This is a genomic window from Cyanobacteria bacterium QS_8_64_29 (genome assembly GCA_003022125.1).
GTDB lineage: Bacteria > Cyanobacteriota > Cyanobacteriia > Cyanobacteriales > Rubidibacteraceae > QS-8-64-29.
Genome location: PXQH01000013.1, coordinates 1 through 15,845 on the forward strand (window position 1 = coordinate 1; position 15,845 = coordinate 15,845).

General features: G+C 65.2%; 17 protein-coding genes. 6 read left to right on the top strand and 11 right to left on the bottom strand.

Features of this window, described 5'->3' with window-relative positions; translation table 11 throughout:
* Positions 1 to 311: 311 nt before the first annotated feature.
* From BRC58_02915 to BRC58_02940, 6 genes are all read right to left on the bottom strand, one after another.
* Positions 312 to 740: a universal stress protein gene (locus BRC58_02915; GenBank protein PSP18693.1), complete on the bottom strand. Its 429-nt coding sequence runs from the start codon at positions 738 to 740 to the stop codon at positions 312 to 314.
* 50 nt (positions 741 to 790) lie between these two features.
* Positions 791 to 1,552, bottom strand: a complete 762-nt coding sequence (locus BRC58_02920) for a hypothetical protein (protein ID PSP18694.1) — start codon at positions 1,550 to 1,552, stop codon at positions 791 to 793.
* 87 nt (positions 1,553 to 1,639) lie between these two features.
* On the bottom strand, positions 1,640 to 2,119 hold the full coding sequence (locus BRC58_02925; GenBank protein ID PSP18695.1) for a GNAT family N-acetyltransferase: 480 nt from the start codon (positions 2,117 to 2,119) through the stop codon (positions 1,640 to 1,642).
* 183 nt (positions 2,120 to 2,302) lie between these two features.
* Complete coding sequence (locus BRC58_02930; GenBank protein PSP18696.1) at positions 2,303 to 2,554, bottom strand: hypothetical protein; 252 nt, start codon at positions 2,552 to 2,554, stop codon at positions 2,303 to 2,305.
* Positions 2,554 to 4,401 (bottom strand): sodium:proline symporter, encoded by a 1,848-nt coding sequence (locus BRC58_02935; GenBank protein ID PSP18697.1) that lies wholly within the window; start codon positions 4,399 to 4,401, stop codon positions 2,554 to 2,556. The genes BRC58_02930 and BRC58_02935 overlap by 1 nt, the downstream gene beginning before the upstream one ends.
* A gap of 68 nt (positions 4,402 to 4,469) precedes the next feature.
* On the bottom strand, positions 4,470 to 5,516 hold the full coding sequence (locus BRC58_02940) for an adenosine deaminase (protein PSP18698.1): 1,047 nt from the start codon (positions 5,514 to 5,516) through the stop codon (positions 4,470 to 4,472).
* Positions 5,517 to 5,632: 116 nt separating this feature from the next.
* Between BRC58_02940 and BRC58_02945 the strand changes: the two genes are divergently transcribed.
* The 4 genes from BRC58_02945 to BRC58_02960 all read left to right on the top strand — a co-directional run bounded on the left by BRC58_02945 (position 5,633) and on the right by BRC58_02960 (position 10,176).
* The gene (locus BRC58_02945) at positions 5,633 to 6,985 is read left to right on the top strand and encodes an adenylosuccinate synthase (protein PSP18699.1); all 1,353 of its coding nucleotides are present in this window, start codon (positions 5,633 to 5,635) and stop codon (positions 6,983 to 6,985) included.
* Between the two features lie 89 nt (positions 6,986 to 7,074).
* Positions 7,075 to 7,710: a 50S ribosomal protein L25 gene (locus BRC58_02950; GenBank protein PSP18700.1), complete on the top strand. Its 636-nt coding sequence runs from the start codon at positions 7,075 to 7,077 to the stop codon at positions 7,708 to 7,710.
* A gap of 72 nt (positions 7,711 to 7,782) precedes the next feature.
* Positions 7,783 to 8,784, top strand: coding sequence for an adenosine kinase (locus BRC58_02955; protein PSP18701.1), 1,002 nt, complete (start codon positions 7,783 to 7,785; stop codon positions 8,782 to 8,784).
* 96 nt (positions 8,785 to 8,880) lie between these two features.
* A complete protein-coding gene (locus BRC58_02960) occupies positions 8,881 to 10,176 on the top strand; it encodes an adenylosuccinate lyase (protein PSP18702.1) in 1,296 nt (431 codons plus the stop codon).
* Between the two features lie 9 nt (positions 10,177 to 10,185).
* On the opposite strand, the gene BRC58_02965 is transcribed toward BRC58_02960, so the two are convergent.
* From BRC58_02965 to BRC58_02985, 5 genes are all read right to left on the bottom strand, one after another.
* Positions 10,186 to 10,875: a magnesium protoporphyrin IX methyltransferase gene (locus BRC58_02965; GenBank protein PSP18703.1), complete on the bottom strand. Its 690-nt coding sequence runs from the start codon at positions 10,873 to 10,875 to the stop codon at positions 10,186 to 10,188.
* 83 nt (positions 10,876 to 10,958) lie between these two features.
* The gene (locus tag BRC58_02970) at positions 10,959 to 11,144 is read right to left on the bottom strand and encodes a hypothetical protein (protein ID PSP18704.1); all 186 of its coding nucleotides are present in this window, start codon (positions 11,142 to 11,144) and stop codon (positions 10,959 to 10,961) included.
* Positions 11,145 to 11,674: 530 nt separating this feature from the next.
* Complete coding sequence (locus tag BRC58_02975; GenBank protein ID PSP18705.1) at positions 11,675 to 12,031, bottom strand: hypothetical protein; 357 nt, start codon at positions 12,029 to 12,031, stop codon at positions 11,675 to 11,677.
* A gap of 264 nt (positions 12,032 to 12,295) precedes the next feature.
* Entirely contained in the window at positions 12,296 to 13,033 is a 738-nt protein-coding gene (locus BRC58_02980; protein PSP18706.1) for a 16S rRNA (guanine(527)-N(7))-methyltransferase RsmG, read from the bottom strand.
* Positions 13,034 to 13,708 carry a lytic murein transglycosylase gene (locus BRC58_02985; GenBank protein PSP18707.1) on the bottom strand — a complete coding sequence of 225 codons (675 nt, stop codon included), beginning with the start codon at positions 13,706 to 13,708 and terminating at the stop codon, positions 13,034 to 13,036.
* A 72-nt stretch (positions 13,709 to 13,780) separates the two neighbouring features.
* Between BRC58_02985 and BRC58_02990 the strand changes: the two genes are divergently transcribed.
* The gene (locus tag BRC58_02990; GenBank protein ID PSP18708.1) at positions 13,781 to 14,674 is read left to right on the top strand and encodes a hypothetical protein; all 894 of its coding nucleotides are present in this window, start codon (positions 13,781 to 13,783) and stop codon (positions 14,672 to 14,674) included.
* 38 nt (positions 14,675 to 14,712) lie between these two features.
* Positions 14,713 to 15,843, top strand: coding sequence for a dehydrogenase (locus tag BRC58_02995; protein ID PSP18709.1), 1,131 nt, complete (start codon positions 14,713 to 14,715; stop codon positions 15,841 to 15,843).
* Positions 15,844 to 15,845 lie beyond the last annotated feature (2 nt).

A 15,845-nucleotide genomic window follows, 5' to 3' on the forward strand; every position in this document is an offset into this window, starting at 1 on the left:
TTCCGGCTACTTATCGAGCATGACATCTTTAAATTTTCGATGCTACGCCAGTACGGGTTCGTTCACGTGTAATACCAATTTGAGCAGCGGATGCACGCTTTCCAAAGAACATAATCCCCATATTGAGGGAATTTTGGAGATCAGAATCTAGTGCACAAGCCACGAGAATTGGTATAAGTTGTGATTGCTATATAAAGGATGGAGCCTTCTCCTAGTTGAAACGCTGCTTTGGTGAGCTGTCCACCCCGCCTTGCGAGTCCCCCAATAGGGTGACACTCAAGAAACCGCGATCGCCACTCGCTGGCCGTTAGCTAGCGGCGCAGGACCAGCACCGGGCACTTAGCGTAGCGAATGACGCGCTCGGCTACCGAGCCCAGCAAAAAGCGGCCGATGCCGCGCTGGCCGCGCGAGGGGATGACGATCAAATCGATGCTTTGGGCTTTGGCGTAATCCAGAATGGCCGTGCTGGGCTCGCCAATGGCCACCTCAAAGTTGACCCGCTCGTACTCGGGCTCGGGGAAGCGCTGCCGGAAGGCCTGCTGGACGTGGGTCTTGCGGTTGCGATCGTCAATGGTGTTCCACATGCGCCCTGGTTCCACCGGGCTCAGGCGCGGCAGGACGTGCAGGACGTGGAGCTTGCTGGGATTGTCTAAAAACGCCAGGGTCTGGGCCTGCGCCTCAAAGGAGGCCTGGGAAAAATCCACCGGCACCAGCACGCGATCGGTGTTGAACAGGCTCATGGGGGCCGAGCGCTATCGGGGCGATCGCCTCAATATTAACCCCGGCTCCATCAGGCCAAGCCTTCCTGCTCCAGCTCCTCAATGGTTTGCAGGCCGCGCGGGTCGCCCAAGCGCAGCAGCGCCGCTTTGGCATCCTCGCTCACGCCCACATCGCTGTCCTCAACCAGCGCCTCCAGCAGGGCGTCAACCGCGGTGGAGTAGACAACGTTAGCCGGCAGCTCGCGGCAGAGTTGCCCCAGGGTCCAGGCACAGTTGCTGCGGACCGCAGCCATGGCATCCTGGCGCAGGACCTCAATCAGGGCCGGCACGGCCGCCACGATCGCTTCGTAGCCCAAGCGCGCGATTTGCGCCAGCGAGCTGGCTGCCCACAGGCGTACGGCGGAAATGTCGGTTTTGAGGGCGTGGGTGAGCGGCTCCACCGAGCGGCGGTCGCTGCAGTTGCCCAGCGCCCAGACAATGCCTTTGCGGACGTAGCCACTCCAGTCGCACCCGAGCTGCGCGATCAGGGACTCGACTGCATCCGGGCTGGGGTTGCGCCCCAAGGCGTAGGCGGCGCTCACGCGCACCAGCGGGCAGACATCGCCCAGCAACCGGACCAGATCGGGCACTGCGCGCGCATCCTGCAGCTCGCAGAAGGCGCGGGCCGCTATCATCCGCTGGGGCGGCTCGCTGGCGGTGAGCTGCGCCAGCATGGCGTCGGCATCGAGCGGCGGGGAGCGCTCGCCCTCGGCCTCCACCGACTCGAGCTCATCCAGCGGGCTCTCCGGTTCGGCCTCCGCATCGAGGGCCGTGGACTCCTCGTCGTCGTACATGGCGGCTTGGCGATTCGGTCAGTGCGGGGAGATGCCGTCTCCCTGTGCCCATTCAGTCTAATGCCAGGCCGGGGCAGGCGGCGCCCCTCAAGCGCCGGCCAGCGGTTTGACCGCAAACAGGGACTGGGGCTGGAATCCCCAGTAGCGGTAGAACGCCAGGGCGCCGTGATCGCGCTGGAAGACCTGCAGCCCGAGCTGGCGGTCGCCGCGGGCGGCCGCGCGGGCTTGCGCGCGCTGCATCAGCGCCGAGCCGATCCCGCGCCGGCGGTGAGCGGGGCAAACGTAGAGCAAAAAGATGTGGGTGTAGCGTTCGCCGCCGGTCTGGTCGATGGCATCGCCCAGCCACAGGCAAGCGATGGGCGCCCCCTCGGCTGCGGCCTCAACCCACCAGAGCGGGCCGCCCCAGTAGCGGGCGACCGTGGCCTCTAGGTGGGCAAAATCGCGCTGCTCGGGGAACAGCTCCGCGTAGCCCCACTGCAGAAAGCGCAGCAGCACCCCGCGGTCGGCGCTGCGCCCGCACCGCCAGCGGCACCCCGGGGCCAGCGGCGGCGCCTGCGGCGCGCTCATGGGCCCTCGCCGGCGGCTGGGGCCTCGGCGGCGGCATTGGCGGCCCCCTCGGTCGGGGCCGGTGCCAGCATGTCGTCCGGCAGGAAAAAGCGCGCGCTCACCACTGCTAGCGCCAGCAGAAACAGGGCCACAACCAGCAGCGGCGCGATGTAAGCGCGGAAAAACGCCATCATGCTTCCTACTCTAGCGGCGATCACGCCTGAGGTCGTTGAGGGCTTTCTCCCAGTACCAGGACTCGGGGTGGCCGGGGTTGAGGCGCTTCTCGCGCTCCACCAGGCGCTCGGCTGCCTGGCGATCGCCCGAGAGCTGCCGGATGAGCTCCTGCTGCAGCTTGCGCGGCGCAACGCGCCCGCGGCGGACCCCAGCGCTGGAGCGCCGCCAAAATAGCAGCGCAATTCCCGCCGCGATCGCTACCCCCAGCAGCAGTTCAGCCATCACTCATCCCAGTCGCGATCGTCGAGGCCCGGGCGCGGCATGGGCGGGATGCGCGGCTTGTTGAGCTGGCGCAGCCAGACGCCGCCTGCAACCGCAACCACCAACCAGATCCAACCGCTCAGCGACTGCAGCAGCAAAAAGCCACCCACTGCCAGCATCGTACCGAACAGCAGCAGGGTGGCCGCCAGCACGCGCCGGACGTCGCGCCCCAGGTCCTGACCAGGGGGGGTGCCGGTGCGCGCGCGCTGGTAGCGCCAGCCCCAGCCGCTGGGGCGCACGCGCTGATAAAAGGCATCCAGGGTGGCCGCCGATTCGGGCGCAGTCAGCAGCATGGCCGGGATCCAGATTGCGGCGGTGAGCGCCGAGATAACAATTAACTGGATGCCAAAATCTTGCAGGACCTCCACCGTTGGAGCGGCCCAGGGCGAGACGGTCTGGGGATCCTGGCGCGCCAGCACCCGGACGATGGCCCCCACGGCAAAGCTGCCCACCAGGGCGGCCAGCTCGGCGGCGGCATTAATGCGCCACCAGAACCAGCGCAGGATCAGCACCAGGCCGGCGCCGGTCCCCAGCGCGATCGCCAGCCGGAAGATGGTGGCCACGTTCTCGGCCCAAAAGGCCGCCAGCGCGCCCAAAACCGCAATCAGCACCGAGGCCAAGCGCCCCACTAAGATCAAGCGGGCCTGCGGCGCTTGCGGGTCCAGAAAGCGCCAGTAGAGGTCGTTGGTTAGGTAGGAAGCGCCCCAGTTAATCGAGGTCGAGACCGTGCTCATAAAGGCCGCCACCAGCGAGGCCACCACCAACCCCAGCAGCCCCGGTGGCAGGAAATCCAGCATGAGCTTGGGATAGCCCAGCTCCGGGTCTTCCAGATCCGGGTAGAGCACCACGGCCGCCAGCGCCACCAGCACCCAGGGCCAGGTGCGGATGACGTAGTGCAGCAGGTTGAAAAACCAAGCCGCTCGCTCGGCAGCGGCTTCATCGCGGGAGGCGGCCAGGCGCTGGACGAAGACCCCGCCGCCATCGCTGCGGCGAAACGCCCACCACTGCACGAACACATAGGCGCCGAAGGTGCTCAGCGAGATGCCAGCGGCATCGTTCCACTGCAGCTCGAGCAAGCCCTGGCCCCACTGCAGCGGCAGCAGGCTCAGGACATCGTGCTCAGTGGCCTGCTGGGCGGCCGGGACCAGCTCGCGGATGCCGCCCACCTGCCGGACGGCGGCAACGGCGACGGTGATCGCTCCAAACAGCGCCAGAAAGAACTGGAAAAAGTCGGCGGCCACCACGCCCCAGAGTCCCGCCAAGCTGGCGTAGAGCAGTACAAAGGCCGTCACGCCCACCACGCTCCAGAGCTTGGTGCTCTCGCCGGGCTCGAACCCTAAGCTCTGCCAGAGCTCCAGCGCCCCCACCACTTTGACCATGGCCAGCATGACGTAGCCAATGCCGATGCAGTTGATGGGCACGGCAAACAAAAACGCCTTCGTGGCGCGCAGGATTTGGGCGCTACGGCCGCTGTAGCGGATCTCGGTGAGCTCGGGGTCGGTAACCACGGCCGAGCGGCGCCACAGGCGGGCAAAGGCATAGACCAAGATCAGGTGCGCGATGCCAAAGCTCCACCACTCCCAGTTGCCGGCGATGCCGCGCGTCCCCACCACCCCAGCAATGTAGAGCGGCGTATCCACCGAGAAGGTGGTGGCGGCCATGCTGGTTCCGGCCAGCCACCAGGGCAGCGATCGCCCCGAGACGAAAAACTCCACCAGACTCCGGGCACCGCGCCGGGCCAAATACAGCCCCACGCCCAGCGCCGCTACCAGGTAGAGGGCAATGACGGCCCAATCGAGCGCTTGCATGCCACCTCCGCTGCGCTCGTCCGAGCCCGTTTGTAGCAGACCAGGGGGGCGCGGCGATCAGGGGGGCGCTAGGAACCGGCGGCAACCGGGGGTTGCGAGTGGGAACCGGAGAGCACCTGCGCCAGGGCGCTGGCCGGGTTCTGGGCGTAGGGCCAGGCAAAGGCGTGCCGGAAGGCGGCTTGCTGGCAGGCCTGGAGCTGGTGGAAGTCGATGACGTCCTGGGTGAGCAGGTTCTCGTACTCGAACGGCAGGCGGACGTCGTGGAGCCCGGCGTTGTCGGTACAGATGGCGATATCGACCCCAGCGTCAAAGCAGCGATCGAACACGGGCTGCAGCTGCTGGTGATCGGCGAGCGTGCCGCTTTGCAGGTAGGTGGTGGGGCAGACCTCCAGGCACTGGCCGCGCCGGGCGAGCTCGGGCAACAGCTCGGGGTAGTGGCGCGGGATCTGGATGCCGTGGCCGATGCGATCCAGATAGGGCAGCAGCTGCGGGTAGCAGCCGCGCTCGGTCTCAAAGGCGTGGCCGGTGGTGGGCAGCCCCAGCGAGCGGGCGTAGCGATAGAGGGCAATGAACTCGTCCTCGCGCTCGGCGTAGCGGTCGTCGCTGCCGGCCAAATCGATGCCGCAGACGCGATCGCGGTTGGCGGCGGCCAGATCCACGATGGCTTTGTTGACGGCGTAGGGCAGCTGGGCGTGCAGGCAGAGGATCTGGCGGGTCACGACCGGGTAGTCCGGGCACTGGCTGGCCTCGCCTACCACCTCCACGATCTCGCCCATGCAATCGATGCGCTCGCTTTGGGGGCAGGTCTCGGGGGTGCGCAGGTAGGGGGTGTAGCGCAGCTCCAGATAGGCCAGGTTCTCAAAGATGTAGGCCCCGCGCAGCAGGCGGTAGATAAAGTAGGGCAGGGCCTGGCGGGTTTGCACGCGCTCGACCAGGCGGTGCAGCTCTAAATATTCGTTAAGCGTTTGCCGCGGTCGGGTGTAAAAGCGCTCGAAGGCCTTGTAGTCTGGAAACCGCTCGGCTAGGTCCGGGCAGTGACGCTGCAAGTACCGCCACAGCACCCGCGGGACGATGGCGCCGCCCAAATGGCGATGCAGCTCGGCGTGTAAGGCCACGGCTCTCCCTCCTGCGATTGCGCTTGCCCCAAGCGGCGAGCCCGGCTCGGTTGACACCGATTGCCGCCCTGGCGAATAATTGGCATTTGTAAAAACTGTAGCGTTTCCCCCAACCCTTGGCTAACGTCGTTGTCATTGGCGCCCAGTGGGGCGATGAAGGAAAAGGCAAGATCACCGACCTGCTCAGCCGCTCGGCCGATACGGTCGTGCGCTACCAAGGGGGGGTTAATGCCGGGCATACCGTGGTCGTGCGCGGCGAGTCGTTCAAGCTGCACCTAATCCCCTCGGGCATCCTCTACCCCGATACCGAATGCGTGATCGGCTCGGGGGCCGTCATCGATCCCCAGGTGCTGATCGAGGAGCTGGATCGGCTCGAGGCGCTGGGCATCGGGACCGAGCGGCTGTTGGTCTCGCAGACGGCCCACGTCACCATGCCCTACCACCGCCTGCTCGATCGGGCTTCGGAGCAGCGCCGCGGCGAGCGCAAGATCGGCACCACGGGCCGCGGTATCGGGCCCACCTACGCGGACAAATCCGAGCGCACCGGCATCCGCGTCATCGACTTGATGGATCCGGCGGGGCTGCGCGAGCAGCTGCGCTGGACCATTGCCTACAAAAACGCCATCCTGGAGAAGCTCTACGACCTGGAGCCGCTGGATCCCGAGCCCATTATTGAAGAGTACCTGGGCTACGCCGAGCGGCTGCGCCCGCATGTGGTGGATAGCTCGCTCACCATCCACCAGGGCATCAAGCAGCGGCGCAACCTGCTGTTTGAGGGGGCGCAGGGGACGCTGCTGGATCTCGACCACGGCACCTATCCCTACGTCACCTCCTCGAATCCGGTGGCCGGCGGGGCCTGCGTGGGGGCTGGCATTGGCCCCACCACCATTGATCGCGTCATCGGCGTGGCCAAGGCCTACACCACGCGCGTGGGCGAGGGCCCCTTCCCCACCGAGCTCAACGGCGATTTGGGGCAAGCCCTGGGCGATCGCGGGGCCGAGTTCGGCACCACCACGGGCCGGCGCCGCCGCTGCGGTTGGTTCGATGCGGTCATCGGCCGCTATGCGGTGCGCATCAATGGCATGGACTGCCTGGCCATCACCAAACTGGATGTGCTGGATGAGCTGAGCGAGATTAAAGTCTGCGTGGCCTACGAGCTCGATGGCGAGCGGCGCCGCGAGTTCCCAACCAGCTCGCGCGAGTTCGCCCGCTGCCGCCCCATTTACAAAACCGTGCCGGGCTGGCGCCAGTCGACGGCGCGCTGCCGCTCGCTGGCCGAGTTGCCCAAGCAGGCCCTGGATTATCTCAAGCTGCTGGCCGAACTGGTGGAGGTGCCCATCGCCATCGTCTCGCTGGGGGCCAGCCGCGATCGCACCATCATTGTCGAGGATCCCATTCACGGGCCCAAGCGGGCGCTTTTGGACGAGAACGGCGCCCCCGTGGCCCCCTCGGCAACGGCTGCCAGCTGAGGCCCCATGTTAGCCTAGTTAAGCTTGGCGGCATCCCAAGCCGAGCGGGTGCGCGCCGCTTTGGAATTGGTGCAACGACGCGCGAACTTATGCCAGTCACAATCGAGTGCCAGCAACGCCCCCAGGGCGTCAAGCCCAAAGCCATGCGCCGCCAGGGCCTGATTCCGGCCGCTCTCTACGGCCACAACGGCACAGAGTCCGTCTCGGTGGCGGTTGTGTCCAAAGAGGCCGAGCGCCTGCTCAAGCATGCCTCGGTCAACAACACGCTCGTCAACGTCAAAATTCCCCACGCGTCGTGGCAAGGGCAGGCGCTCATCCGGGACGTGCAAACCCATCCCTGGAAGCCCCACCTCTACCACCTGAGCTTTTTTGCCGTCGCCGCTCAAGAGGAGGTCGAGGTCTCGGTGCCGCTGCACATTCACGGCGAGCCCATCGGGGTCAAGCAGCAGAACGGCATCCTAGAAGACATCCTGGACGAGATTCCGGTGCGCTGCGCCGCCAGCCAGATCCCCGAATCGGTCGAGATCGATGTCTCGGGCATGGAGACTGGCGATAGCTACACCATCGGCGATTTGATCCTGCCCGAGGGTGTGGTGCCCGCCGATGACCCCGAGAGCCCGGTGGTGACCGTGGTGGCTGCCAGCCGCGCGGCCGCCACGGCTGCCGAGGCTGAGGCCGATGCCAGCGAGGGCGGCGATACCCTCAGCGAGGCCACCCAGCTCTAGCCCCCGGCGGGCGCGTGGTAAGATTGCGGTCTTTGGTGGGAAAAGCCCGCGATGCAGTGCGAGGATAGTTGAATGACTAAAACATATAACGTCTGCGGTCTGGGCAACGCCCTGACCGATATCGAATTTGAAGTACTGCCCGAGACCCTGCAGGAGCTGGGGATCGATAAGGGCGTGATGACCCTGATCGAGCAGGAGCACCAGAACGCCATCCTGGAGCGGCTGCGGGATCGGCCCTGCAAGCAAAGCTGCGGCGGCTCGGCCGCCAATACGGTCACCGCGATCGCCCAGTTCGGCGGCAAGTGCTTTTACTCCTGCAAGGTGGCCAACGACGAAACCGGCCAGGCCTACTATCAGGACCTGGTGCGCCGCGGCATCGATACCAACTTGCAGCACCACGACCCCGAGCCGGGGGAGACGGGCAAGTGCCTGGTGCTGGTCACCCCCGATGCCGATCGCACCATGAACACTTACTTGGGCATCACCACCGAGTTCTCGGAGCGGGAGCTGGTGCCCGAGGCGATCACCAACGCCGAATACCTCTACATTGAGGGCTATTTGTTCGGCGACGAAAAAGGCAAGCAGGCCGCCATCAAAGCGCGTGACATCGCCCGCGAGGCCGGCAGCAAAGTGGCCGTGTCGCTCTCGGATCTCAACATGGTCAAATTCTGCAAGCAGGCCTTTTTGGATCTGATCGGATCGGGGATCGAGCTGATCTTTGCCAACGAGGACGAAGCGCTGCAGATGGCCGAGACCGATGACATTGATGAGGCCGTGGCCCACTTCAAGCAGCTGGCGAGCAGCTTTGCCATCACCCGCGGCGCCAAGGGCGTGATCGTTTACGACGGCCAGACCGCGACGGCGGTGGATTCGGTCAAGGTGGATGCCATCGATACGGTAGGCGCCGGCGACATGTTTGCCGGGGCCTTTCTGTACGGCATCACCCACGGCATGAGCCATGCCGACGCGGGGCGCTTTGCCACCCGAGCTGCCGCGCGCCTGGTCACTAGCTTGGGGCCGCGCCTGGACGAGCGCGAGGCCCAGACACTGCTGCAAGAAGCAGCCGTTGCCTAACGGGGACTCTAACCACCCAACAGCGGCTTTCGGGGCCGGGTGTCGCCCGGCCCCGAAGCGGTAGAATGGCACGGTCGCATTCTGGCCGGGAAGCGGTTGATCGAGCGCTATACGCTGCCCGAGATGGGCCAGCTCTGGAGCGAGCGCTACAAGTTCCAGACCTGGTTGCAGGTGGAGCTGGCGGTCTGTCGGGCCCAGGCTGAGCTGGGCTACATCCCGGCCGAGGCCGCCGAGACCATCGAGGCCCGCGCCGACTTCGATCCGGCGCGGATCGCCGAGATTGAGGGCGAGGTCCGCCACGATGTCATCGCCTTTTTGACCAACGTGGGCGAGCATGTGGGCGATGCCAGCCGCTACATCCACCTGGGGCTGACCAGCTCGGACGTGCTGGATACGGGCCTGGCCCTGCAGCTGAGCGCGAGCCTGGAGCGCCTGCTGGAGCAAGTGGAGGCCCTGGCCCAAGCCATTCGCTACAAGGCCCAGCAGCACCGCTATACGGTCATGGTGGGGCGCTCGCACGGCATCCACGCCGAGCCCATTACCTTCGGGTTCAAGCTGGCGGGGTGGCTGGCCGAGGTCTGCCGCCACCGCGATCGGCTGGTGCGCTTGCGCCCCGAGATTGCGGTGGGCAAGATCTCGGGAGCCGTGGGGACCTACGCCCACCTCGATCCGCAAGTTGAGGCCCGCGCCTGCCAGCAGCTCAACCTTACCCCGGATGTGGCCTCAACGCAGGTGGTCTCGCGCGATCGCCACGCGGCCTTTGTGGAAGCGCTGGCCCTGCTGGGGGCCAGCATCGAGCGATTCGCCGTCGAGATCCGCAACCTGCAGCGCACGGACGTGCTGGAGGTGGAGGAGTTCTTTGCCACCGGGCAAAAGGGCTCCTCAGCCATGCCCCACAAGCGCAACCCCATCCGCTCGGAGCGCCTGACCGGCCTGGCTCGGGTGCTGCGCGGTCACGCCACGGCCGCGCTGGAGAACGTCCCCCTATGGCACGAGCGCGATATCTCCCACAGCTCGGTGGAGCGCATCGCGCTGCCCGAGAGCTGCATCTACCTGCACTTTATGCTCAACGAGATGGCCGAGCTGGTGAAGGGGCTGCTGGTTTATCCGCAGAACATGCAGCGCAACCTCAATGCCTACGGCGGCGCCATTTTCAGCCAGCAGGTGCTGCTCAAGCTCGTGGAGAAAGGGATGTCGCGCGAGGCGGCCTACGACGCCGTGCAGGCGTGCGCCCATCAGGCCTGGAACCATCCGCAGGGGGACTTTCGCGCGGCGATCGGGCGCGACGAGCGCATTACCAGCCAGCTGAGCGCGGAGGAAATCGAGGCCTGCTTTGACCCGCAGCAGCACCTCAAGCACCTGGAGGCGATCTACCAGCGCTTGGGGATTTAAGCGGCTGCCCTAGCTCCCTTCGCGAACGGCTTCCAGGATGCGGGCGAAGTAGAAGCGCTGGCTGGTTTTGGCTTGCCGGCGCACCGCAAAGCCGCTGTCGCGCAGCGCCGCCACAATGTCGGCTTCGCGGTGCTGGTAGGCGCGGGTGGTTTTGCTGGGGCCAGGGAAAAACTCGCCGATCTTTTTGAGCAGGCTGAGCGCCGGCGTTTTGGGCGCAAAACTCAGGATCAGGCGCGAGTCGCTCAGGCTGGCGAGGTGCGCCACCATTTGCACGGCGCTGGCGGGCGGGTAGTGGATCAGCACGTCCAGGCAGGCCACCGTGTGGTAGCGCCCCTGCACGGCCTCGAGGTCGGCAACGCGCAAGGTGAGGTTGCTGCTATCGGCCAGCGCGGCGTTGGCTTCCTGCTGGGCTTGGGCCACCATTTTGTCGGAAATGTCGCTGGCAAAGACCCTCGCTCCCGCCCGCGCGAGCGGAATGCTGAGGCTGCCTACCCCGCAGCCCACATCGCAGATGGTGCGCTGGGCCAGATCGCCATCCTGGTGGAGCCAGTCCAGGACCGTGTCGATGGTTTGTTGGTGGCCGGTGCGGATGTCGCGCTGGACGCGGTTGACGGGCTCGTTGCCGTAGATGCGGCGCCACCGATCAAAGCCGGTGGTGTTGAAGTACGCTTTGACGGTGGCTTTGTCGTCGGCGGTCATGGACCCCAGCCGGCTCGCTTCCGAGCCCATCCTGCCATTTGCCACTGCTGCTTGTGTGCTGGGGGGCGGTGGGACCCTAAGTACTAGTTTTGGGCCTCGGCGATTTTGTGTCGGAGCGCGCGCTCGGTTTCAGCCTTAGCTTCCTGACTGTCGCAAGGCGATGGATACCAGCTGGCGTCCGGGTTCTGCCGCTCGACGAACAGTTCCTGGATCGCCGCTTCATCGCTCGGGTGCTGCCGGATGTATTGCTTGAGCTCGCGCCGGTTCATCGATTTGAAGTCAGCCACCTTCGAACCTCCAGCGCCCGTCCTCGGCAATGACAATCTCGATACTTTCCGTATCGCCTGCAATGATAAAAATCACCCATCTAGCCCGATCATACCGGAACAGATATAGCAAAACTACCTGATTCGTGAACGGAGAGTGCACCCATACTTAAAAGCCTAAATTTTCCTTTTCGAGGGACTTTTGTAGATTTGTATCGCTGGCAACTAACGTTCACGTATGGTCTACGACTGCTATAAATGAGCTGCAGCAGGTCCGAGAGCATTTGGCAGATGACGGTCGCTGTCAGGGCCTGTCGTTCTGTAGGCATCTAGGCCTCATACCAATCCTCGTAGTTTATGCACTAGATTGCGATCTCCGAAATTCCCTCAATATGGGAGTAATGCGCTTTAGCAAGCGTGCATCCGCTACTCAAATTGGTATCAGTGATTGTAAGCGGTTCCGCTCCAATCGGATAAGTCAATTCGCTCATGCAGCCAACTTTAGGCTGCTCTAACTACTTTGCAAATGTGCCCTAGCCGAACCAATGCGAGGGTTCTTGGAGCCACCGCCTGGCGTTGGCGCCACGGGCAATGGTTCTGCGATCGCGGCAGTGGTAAACGTGCGACATCCCGGTTTTGAGCAGGCTGACGATCCGCGATCGCCGCTCGGGCGGAACGAGCGCTTTGAGATCGGCGCGCGAGGGCTCGCTTTCCCAGAGGCAGGTATAGCGATTGGGCATGCGCTCCAGAACGAACGCGATCAGCTGCCTGCGGGGCTGGGACGAGCGAAAAAGCGCTCGGTAGGGGTGGCTGCTGGGCAGGGCCAATAGCAATTGGTTGAGCTCCGTTTGCGCCACTAATTCGGTTAGGTTGAGGACCTTGGCTACCATATCTTCCCCCGGCTTCGCCCAACCGGCCAGAACGGCGCCGCGCGCTAGTCCCCTCACCCACTGAAAGCGCAACGCGTTTGGTATTAACCAATCTAGGCAGTCAAGGGGGCGATCATGTCAGTTTGTTAAGCCAAATTCATCCACGATTAAAAAAAGCCAGCCATAAATGCCGTTTATGGCACTGGGCTGATACCAATTTGAGCAGCGGATGCACGCTTGCTAAAGCGCATTACTCCCAAACTACGAGGATTGGTATGACGGGCGCTAGAGCGGCTCCCGGGCCGGAACGCCCGGAGCGCGCGGGAAGCGGGCGGGCGTACGCCCGGTTTTTTCCAGATAGATGCAGTGGCGCTCGGCTTGGGTGAGCGGCGTCGTCCAGTCTTCAATGCCGGCGACCGTGCCGCCCAGCTGCTTGGCGGCTGCCGCGACGGCATCGGCTTGGGCTTGGTCCCAGCGGCCGCGGTAGAGGATGGCAATGCCGCCGCGCTCGAGCAACGGCAGTGCGTACTCCGCACAGGGAACGGTCCGACCCACAGCGCGCAGAAGGGCCAGGCTGTAGGCTTCCCGGTGCTGCGCCTGCCGGCCGATCTGCTCGGCTCGCCCCGCCAGCGGCACGGCATTGTCGATGGCGAGCTCGACAACGATGCGCTCTAGGGCGCTCGCTTTTTTGCCCGTGGCTTCCAACAGCGTCACCGCAACTTGCGGGTAGGCGATCGCCACGGGCAGGCCGGGCAACCCGGCTCCAGTGCCAATGTCGATGGCGCGATCGCCGGCCACCAGCTCGAGCGAAGCTGGCCCGCTGAGCGAGTCCCACAGATGCTTTTCCCAAAAGGCCTCGGGATCGGTGATGCGGGTGAGGTTGAGGTAGCGGTTTTGGGCCAGGACGGCCTCGTAGAGGGTTTGAAGCTGGCGCTGTTGGGCCTCGGTGGGAGACCAACCTAGGGTGGCCTCCCAAAGTTCGTCGGGATTGGGGAGCTGGGCCGGTGGGGAGGTTTCCACCATTCAAGCAACGTTGCGGCTGCTGTCTTGCTGGCTCATGACGGTTGCCGGGTCGCAAGCCTGGAGCCGGCCGCGCTCGATCTGCCAGCAGCGATCGGCCAGGCGGATGAGCTCGCGCGGCTCGTGGGTAACAATCAAAAGCGTCCAGTGGGCTTTGAGGCGGGCGAGCAGCTTGACCAGCTGGTGCCGCATGGACCAATCTAGCCCGGCGGTGGGTTCATCCAGCAGCAGCAGGTTGGGTTGGCGGATGAGCTGGACGGCCAAGGCCAGGCGGCGCTGCTGCCCCCCGCTGAGCGCGTGCGGCGCGGCCGAGTGCGACACCGCCGCCAAATCTACCTCCTGCAGCGCGCCCCGAATTTGGGCGGATCCCAGCTCGGGGTGGCCCAGGCGCAGCTCTTCTAGGACGGTACTGCCGCAAAAGTGGCGCTCGGGGAACTGAAACACCAGGCCGGCGAGCTGTTGCAAATCGTCCGGCAGGAGGGCGCGATCGCGCCAATAGAGCTTGCCGCTGGTGGGCTCGGCCAAGCCGGCGAGGATCTCGAGGAGCGTGCTTTTGCCCGAGCCGCTGGGTCCCATGACGAGTCCGAGCTGCTGCGGCGCCAAGCTTAGGTTGATGCTGTCCAGAATGGGGCTGGGCGTAGCCGGTGGGTGGTAGCTTAGGGCTTGGAGCTGGAGCATGGGCCGCGGGAACTTTGCCGGAGGCCGCCCGGTCGTGAATCCAGCCTTTTATTGTAGACAGGTGAGCTCGCCATGACCGTTGCGTTGCGTCGGTTGCTGCCGGGATCGCTAGCTGGAGCGCTGGTGCTGGCCCTAAGCGTGGGGAATGCACCTGCTTGGGCAGGCGATCCGTTTCGGAGCCGCAACGAGCGCCCCATCTCCGATACCACCGAGGCGGCGTTTGAGGCTGCCTTTCGGGCCGGCGACTACCCGCTGGCGGCGCAAAAGCTACGCGCGGCCGAGGGCGACGATCCGCTACTGTACGCGTTGCGCGCGGCCATGGCCTATACCGAGCGCGACTGGCAAGGCTTTCAGCGCAACGGCCGCCAGACCCTGGAGCGCGCTCAGGCGCTGCGATCACAGGATCCGCTGCGCGGCGAGCTCTATACGGCGGTAGGGCATTTTCTGGTTGGGGCCTACACCTACAAGCAGCAAGACGGCTTCTCCTTGGGCTTGCTAAATCGGTTCCGCCAGGCCCTGCAGGCGCTGGATGAGGCCGAGCGCATCGACCCCCAAGATCCGGAGATGAACCTGGTGAGCGGGTTCATCGAGCTTTTACTGGCTGCCAACTTCCCGTGGCAATCGGCGCAGGCGCCCATCGAGAACCTCAAGGAACGCGCGGCCCCCGACTATTTGGCCTACCGTGGGGTTGCCCTGGGCTATCGCGACACGGAGCGCTACGAACAGGCGCTGCAGTTTGCCGAGCGGGCCTTGGAAAAATTGCCGGACAATCCCGAGCTGCAGCACCTCAAAGGTCAAATCCTGTACCGCATGGGCCGCAAGCGCCAGGACCCAGCGGCAATCGAGCGCGCGATCGCCAGCTTTGAGCAAGCGCTGGCCCAAAAAGACCAGGTACCGGCTTCCTACGTCAGCCAATGGGAGCAAGAGCGGCGCGAGGCTCAACAATTGCTCCAAGCGCGCCGCTAGCGCTAGGATTCTAGCCGTTGGGCGCGCCCTAGGACGCAATGGCCCCATTCGATTGCCTGGTGGTGGGCGGCGGCCCGGCCGGTGCGACGGCCGCCTATCACCTCGCCCGGCGCGGGCGTGCGGTCCTGGTGCTGGAGCAGGCGATGCTGCCACGGTACAAGCCCTGCGGCGGCGGTGTTGCGCCCGAGGTACAAGCCTGGTTTGACTTTGACCTGTCGCCGGCCATCTCGCATGGCGTGACGCTCAACCGCTACAGCTGGCAGCACGGCGACTCCATCGAGGTGCCGCTCGAGGCCTCCCAGCCCATCTGGATGGTGCGGCGCGAGACCTTTGATCGGTTTTTGCTAGTGCAGGCCGAGCGCCAGGGCGCCCGACTGCGGCAGGGGACGGCTGCGACTGGCATCGAGCAGGGCCGCGATGCAGTGTCGGTGCATGCGGCGGGTGGCACCACGAGCGGGCGCTACCTGATTGCCGCCGACGGCGGCAAGGGGCCCCTGGCCCACTGGTTGGGGTTCAAGCAGCGCAAGCGGGTGCTGGCTGGTGCCCTCGAGACGGAAGTGCCGGCGGATCCCGGGGCCGACCCGCGGGCCTACTTTGACTTTGGCGCGATCGCGCAGGGCTATCTGTGGAATTTCCCCAAGGCGGATGGCTACTCCCTCGGCGCAGGAGCCTTCGGTCGGCGGGGGGTGCAAAACCTCAAGCAGGCCGTCGCGCACTACGCCCAGTCGTTTGGGCTCGATACAGCCGACTGCCCGCACTGGGGGCATCCCATCAGCCTCTGGAATGGCCCGCAACGCCTGCACGCCCACCGGGCGTTGCTAGCGGGCGAAGCGGCTTGCGTTACTGACCCGCTGACTGCCGAGGGCATCCGCCCGGCTATCTTGAGCGGCCTCAAGGCTGCTGAGGCAGTCGATCGCGCGCTTGCGGGGCAACCGGAGGCCTTACCCGACTACTCCCGCGCCATCGCGCAGGAATGGGGGCGGCAAATGCGCTGGGCGCAGCGATTGGCCGAGCTGTTCTACCGCTTTCCGCGATTTAGCTACCGGAACACCCTCAAGCGGCCGAGTGCCACGCGCACTTTCGGCCGCATCCTGTGCGGCGAGCTGCGCTACTCCGACATTGCCGGCTCGGCGCTCAAACGCTTGCAAGCCCGGCTCGCTGGGGGGTAAAG

Excerpts from the sequence above, each read along its gene's own strand:
- BRC58_02935 (PSP18697.1), bottom strand. The coding sequence starts at position 4,401 with ATGCAAGCGCTCGATTGGGCCGTCATTGCCCTCTACCTGGTAGCGGCG.
- BRC58_02995 (PSP18709.1), top strand. The coding sequence starts at position 14,713 with ATGGCCCCATTCGATTGCCTGGTGGTGGGCGGCGGCCCGGCCGGTGCG.
- BRC58_02915 (PSP18693.1), bottom strand. The coding sequence starts at position 740 with ATGAGCCTGTTCAACACCGATCGCGTGCTGGTGCCGGTGGATTTTTCC.
- BRC58_02950 (PSP18700.1), top strand. The coding sequence starts at position 7,075 with ATGCCAGTCACAATCGAGTGCCAGCAACGCCCCCAGGGCGTCAAGCCC.
- BRC58_02970 (PSP18704.1), bottom strand. The coding sequence starts at position 11,144 with ATGAACCGGCGCGAGCTCAAGCAATACATCCGGCAGCACCCGAGCGAT.
- BRC58_02985 (PSP18707.1), bottom strand. The coding sequence starts at position 13,708 with ATGCTCCAGCTCCAAGCCCTAAGCTACCACCCACCGGCTACGCCCAGC.
- BRC58_02980 (PSP18706.1), bottom strand. The coding sequence starts at position 13,033 with ATGGTGGAAACCTCCCCACCGGCCCAGCTCCCCAATCCCGACGAACTT.
- BRC58_02920 (PSP18694.1), bottom strand. The coding sequence starts at position 1,552 with ATGTACGACGACGAGGAGTCCACGGCCCTCGATGCGGAGGCCGAACCG.
- BRC58_02975 (PSP18705.1), bottom strand. The coding sequence starts at position 12,031 with ATGGTAGCCAAGGTCCTCAACCTAACCGAATTAGTGGCGCAAACGGAG.
- BRC58_02925 (PSP18695.1), bottom strand. The coding sequence starts at position 2,119 with ATGAGCGCGCCGCAGGCGCCGCCGCTGGCCCCGGGGTGCCGCTGGCGG.
- BRC58_02990 (PSP18708.1), top strand. The coding sequence starts at position 13,781 with ATGACCGTTGCGTTGCGTCGGTTGCTGCCGGGATCGCTAGCTGGAGCG.
- BRC58_02955 (PSP18701.1), top strand. The coding sequence starts at position 7,783 with ATGACTAAAACATATAACGTCTGCGGTCTGGGCAACGCCCTGACCGAT.
- BRC58_02965 (PSP18703.1), bottom strand. The coding sequence starts at position 10,875 with ATGACCGCCGACGACAAAGCCACCGTCAAAGCGTACTTCAACACCACC.
- BRC58_02930 (PSP18696.1), bottom strand. The coding sequence starts at position 2,554 with ATGGCTGAACTGCTGCTGGGGGTAGCGATCGCGGCGGGAATTGCGCTG.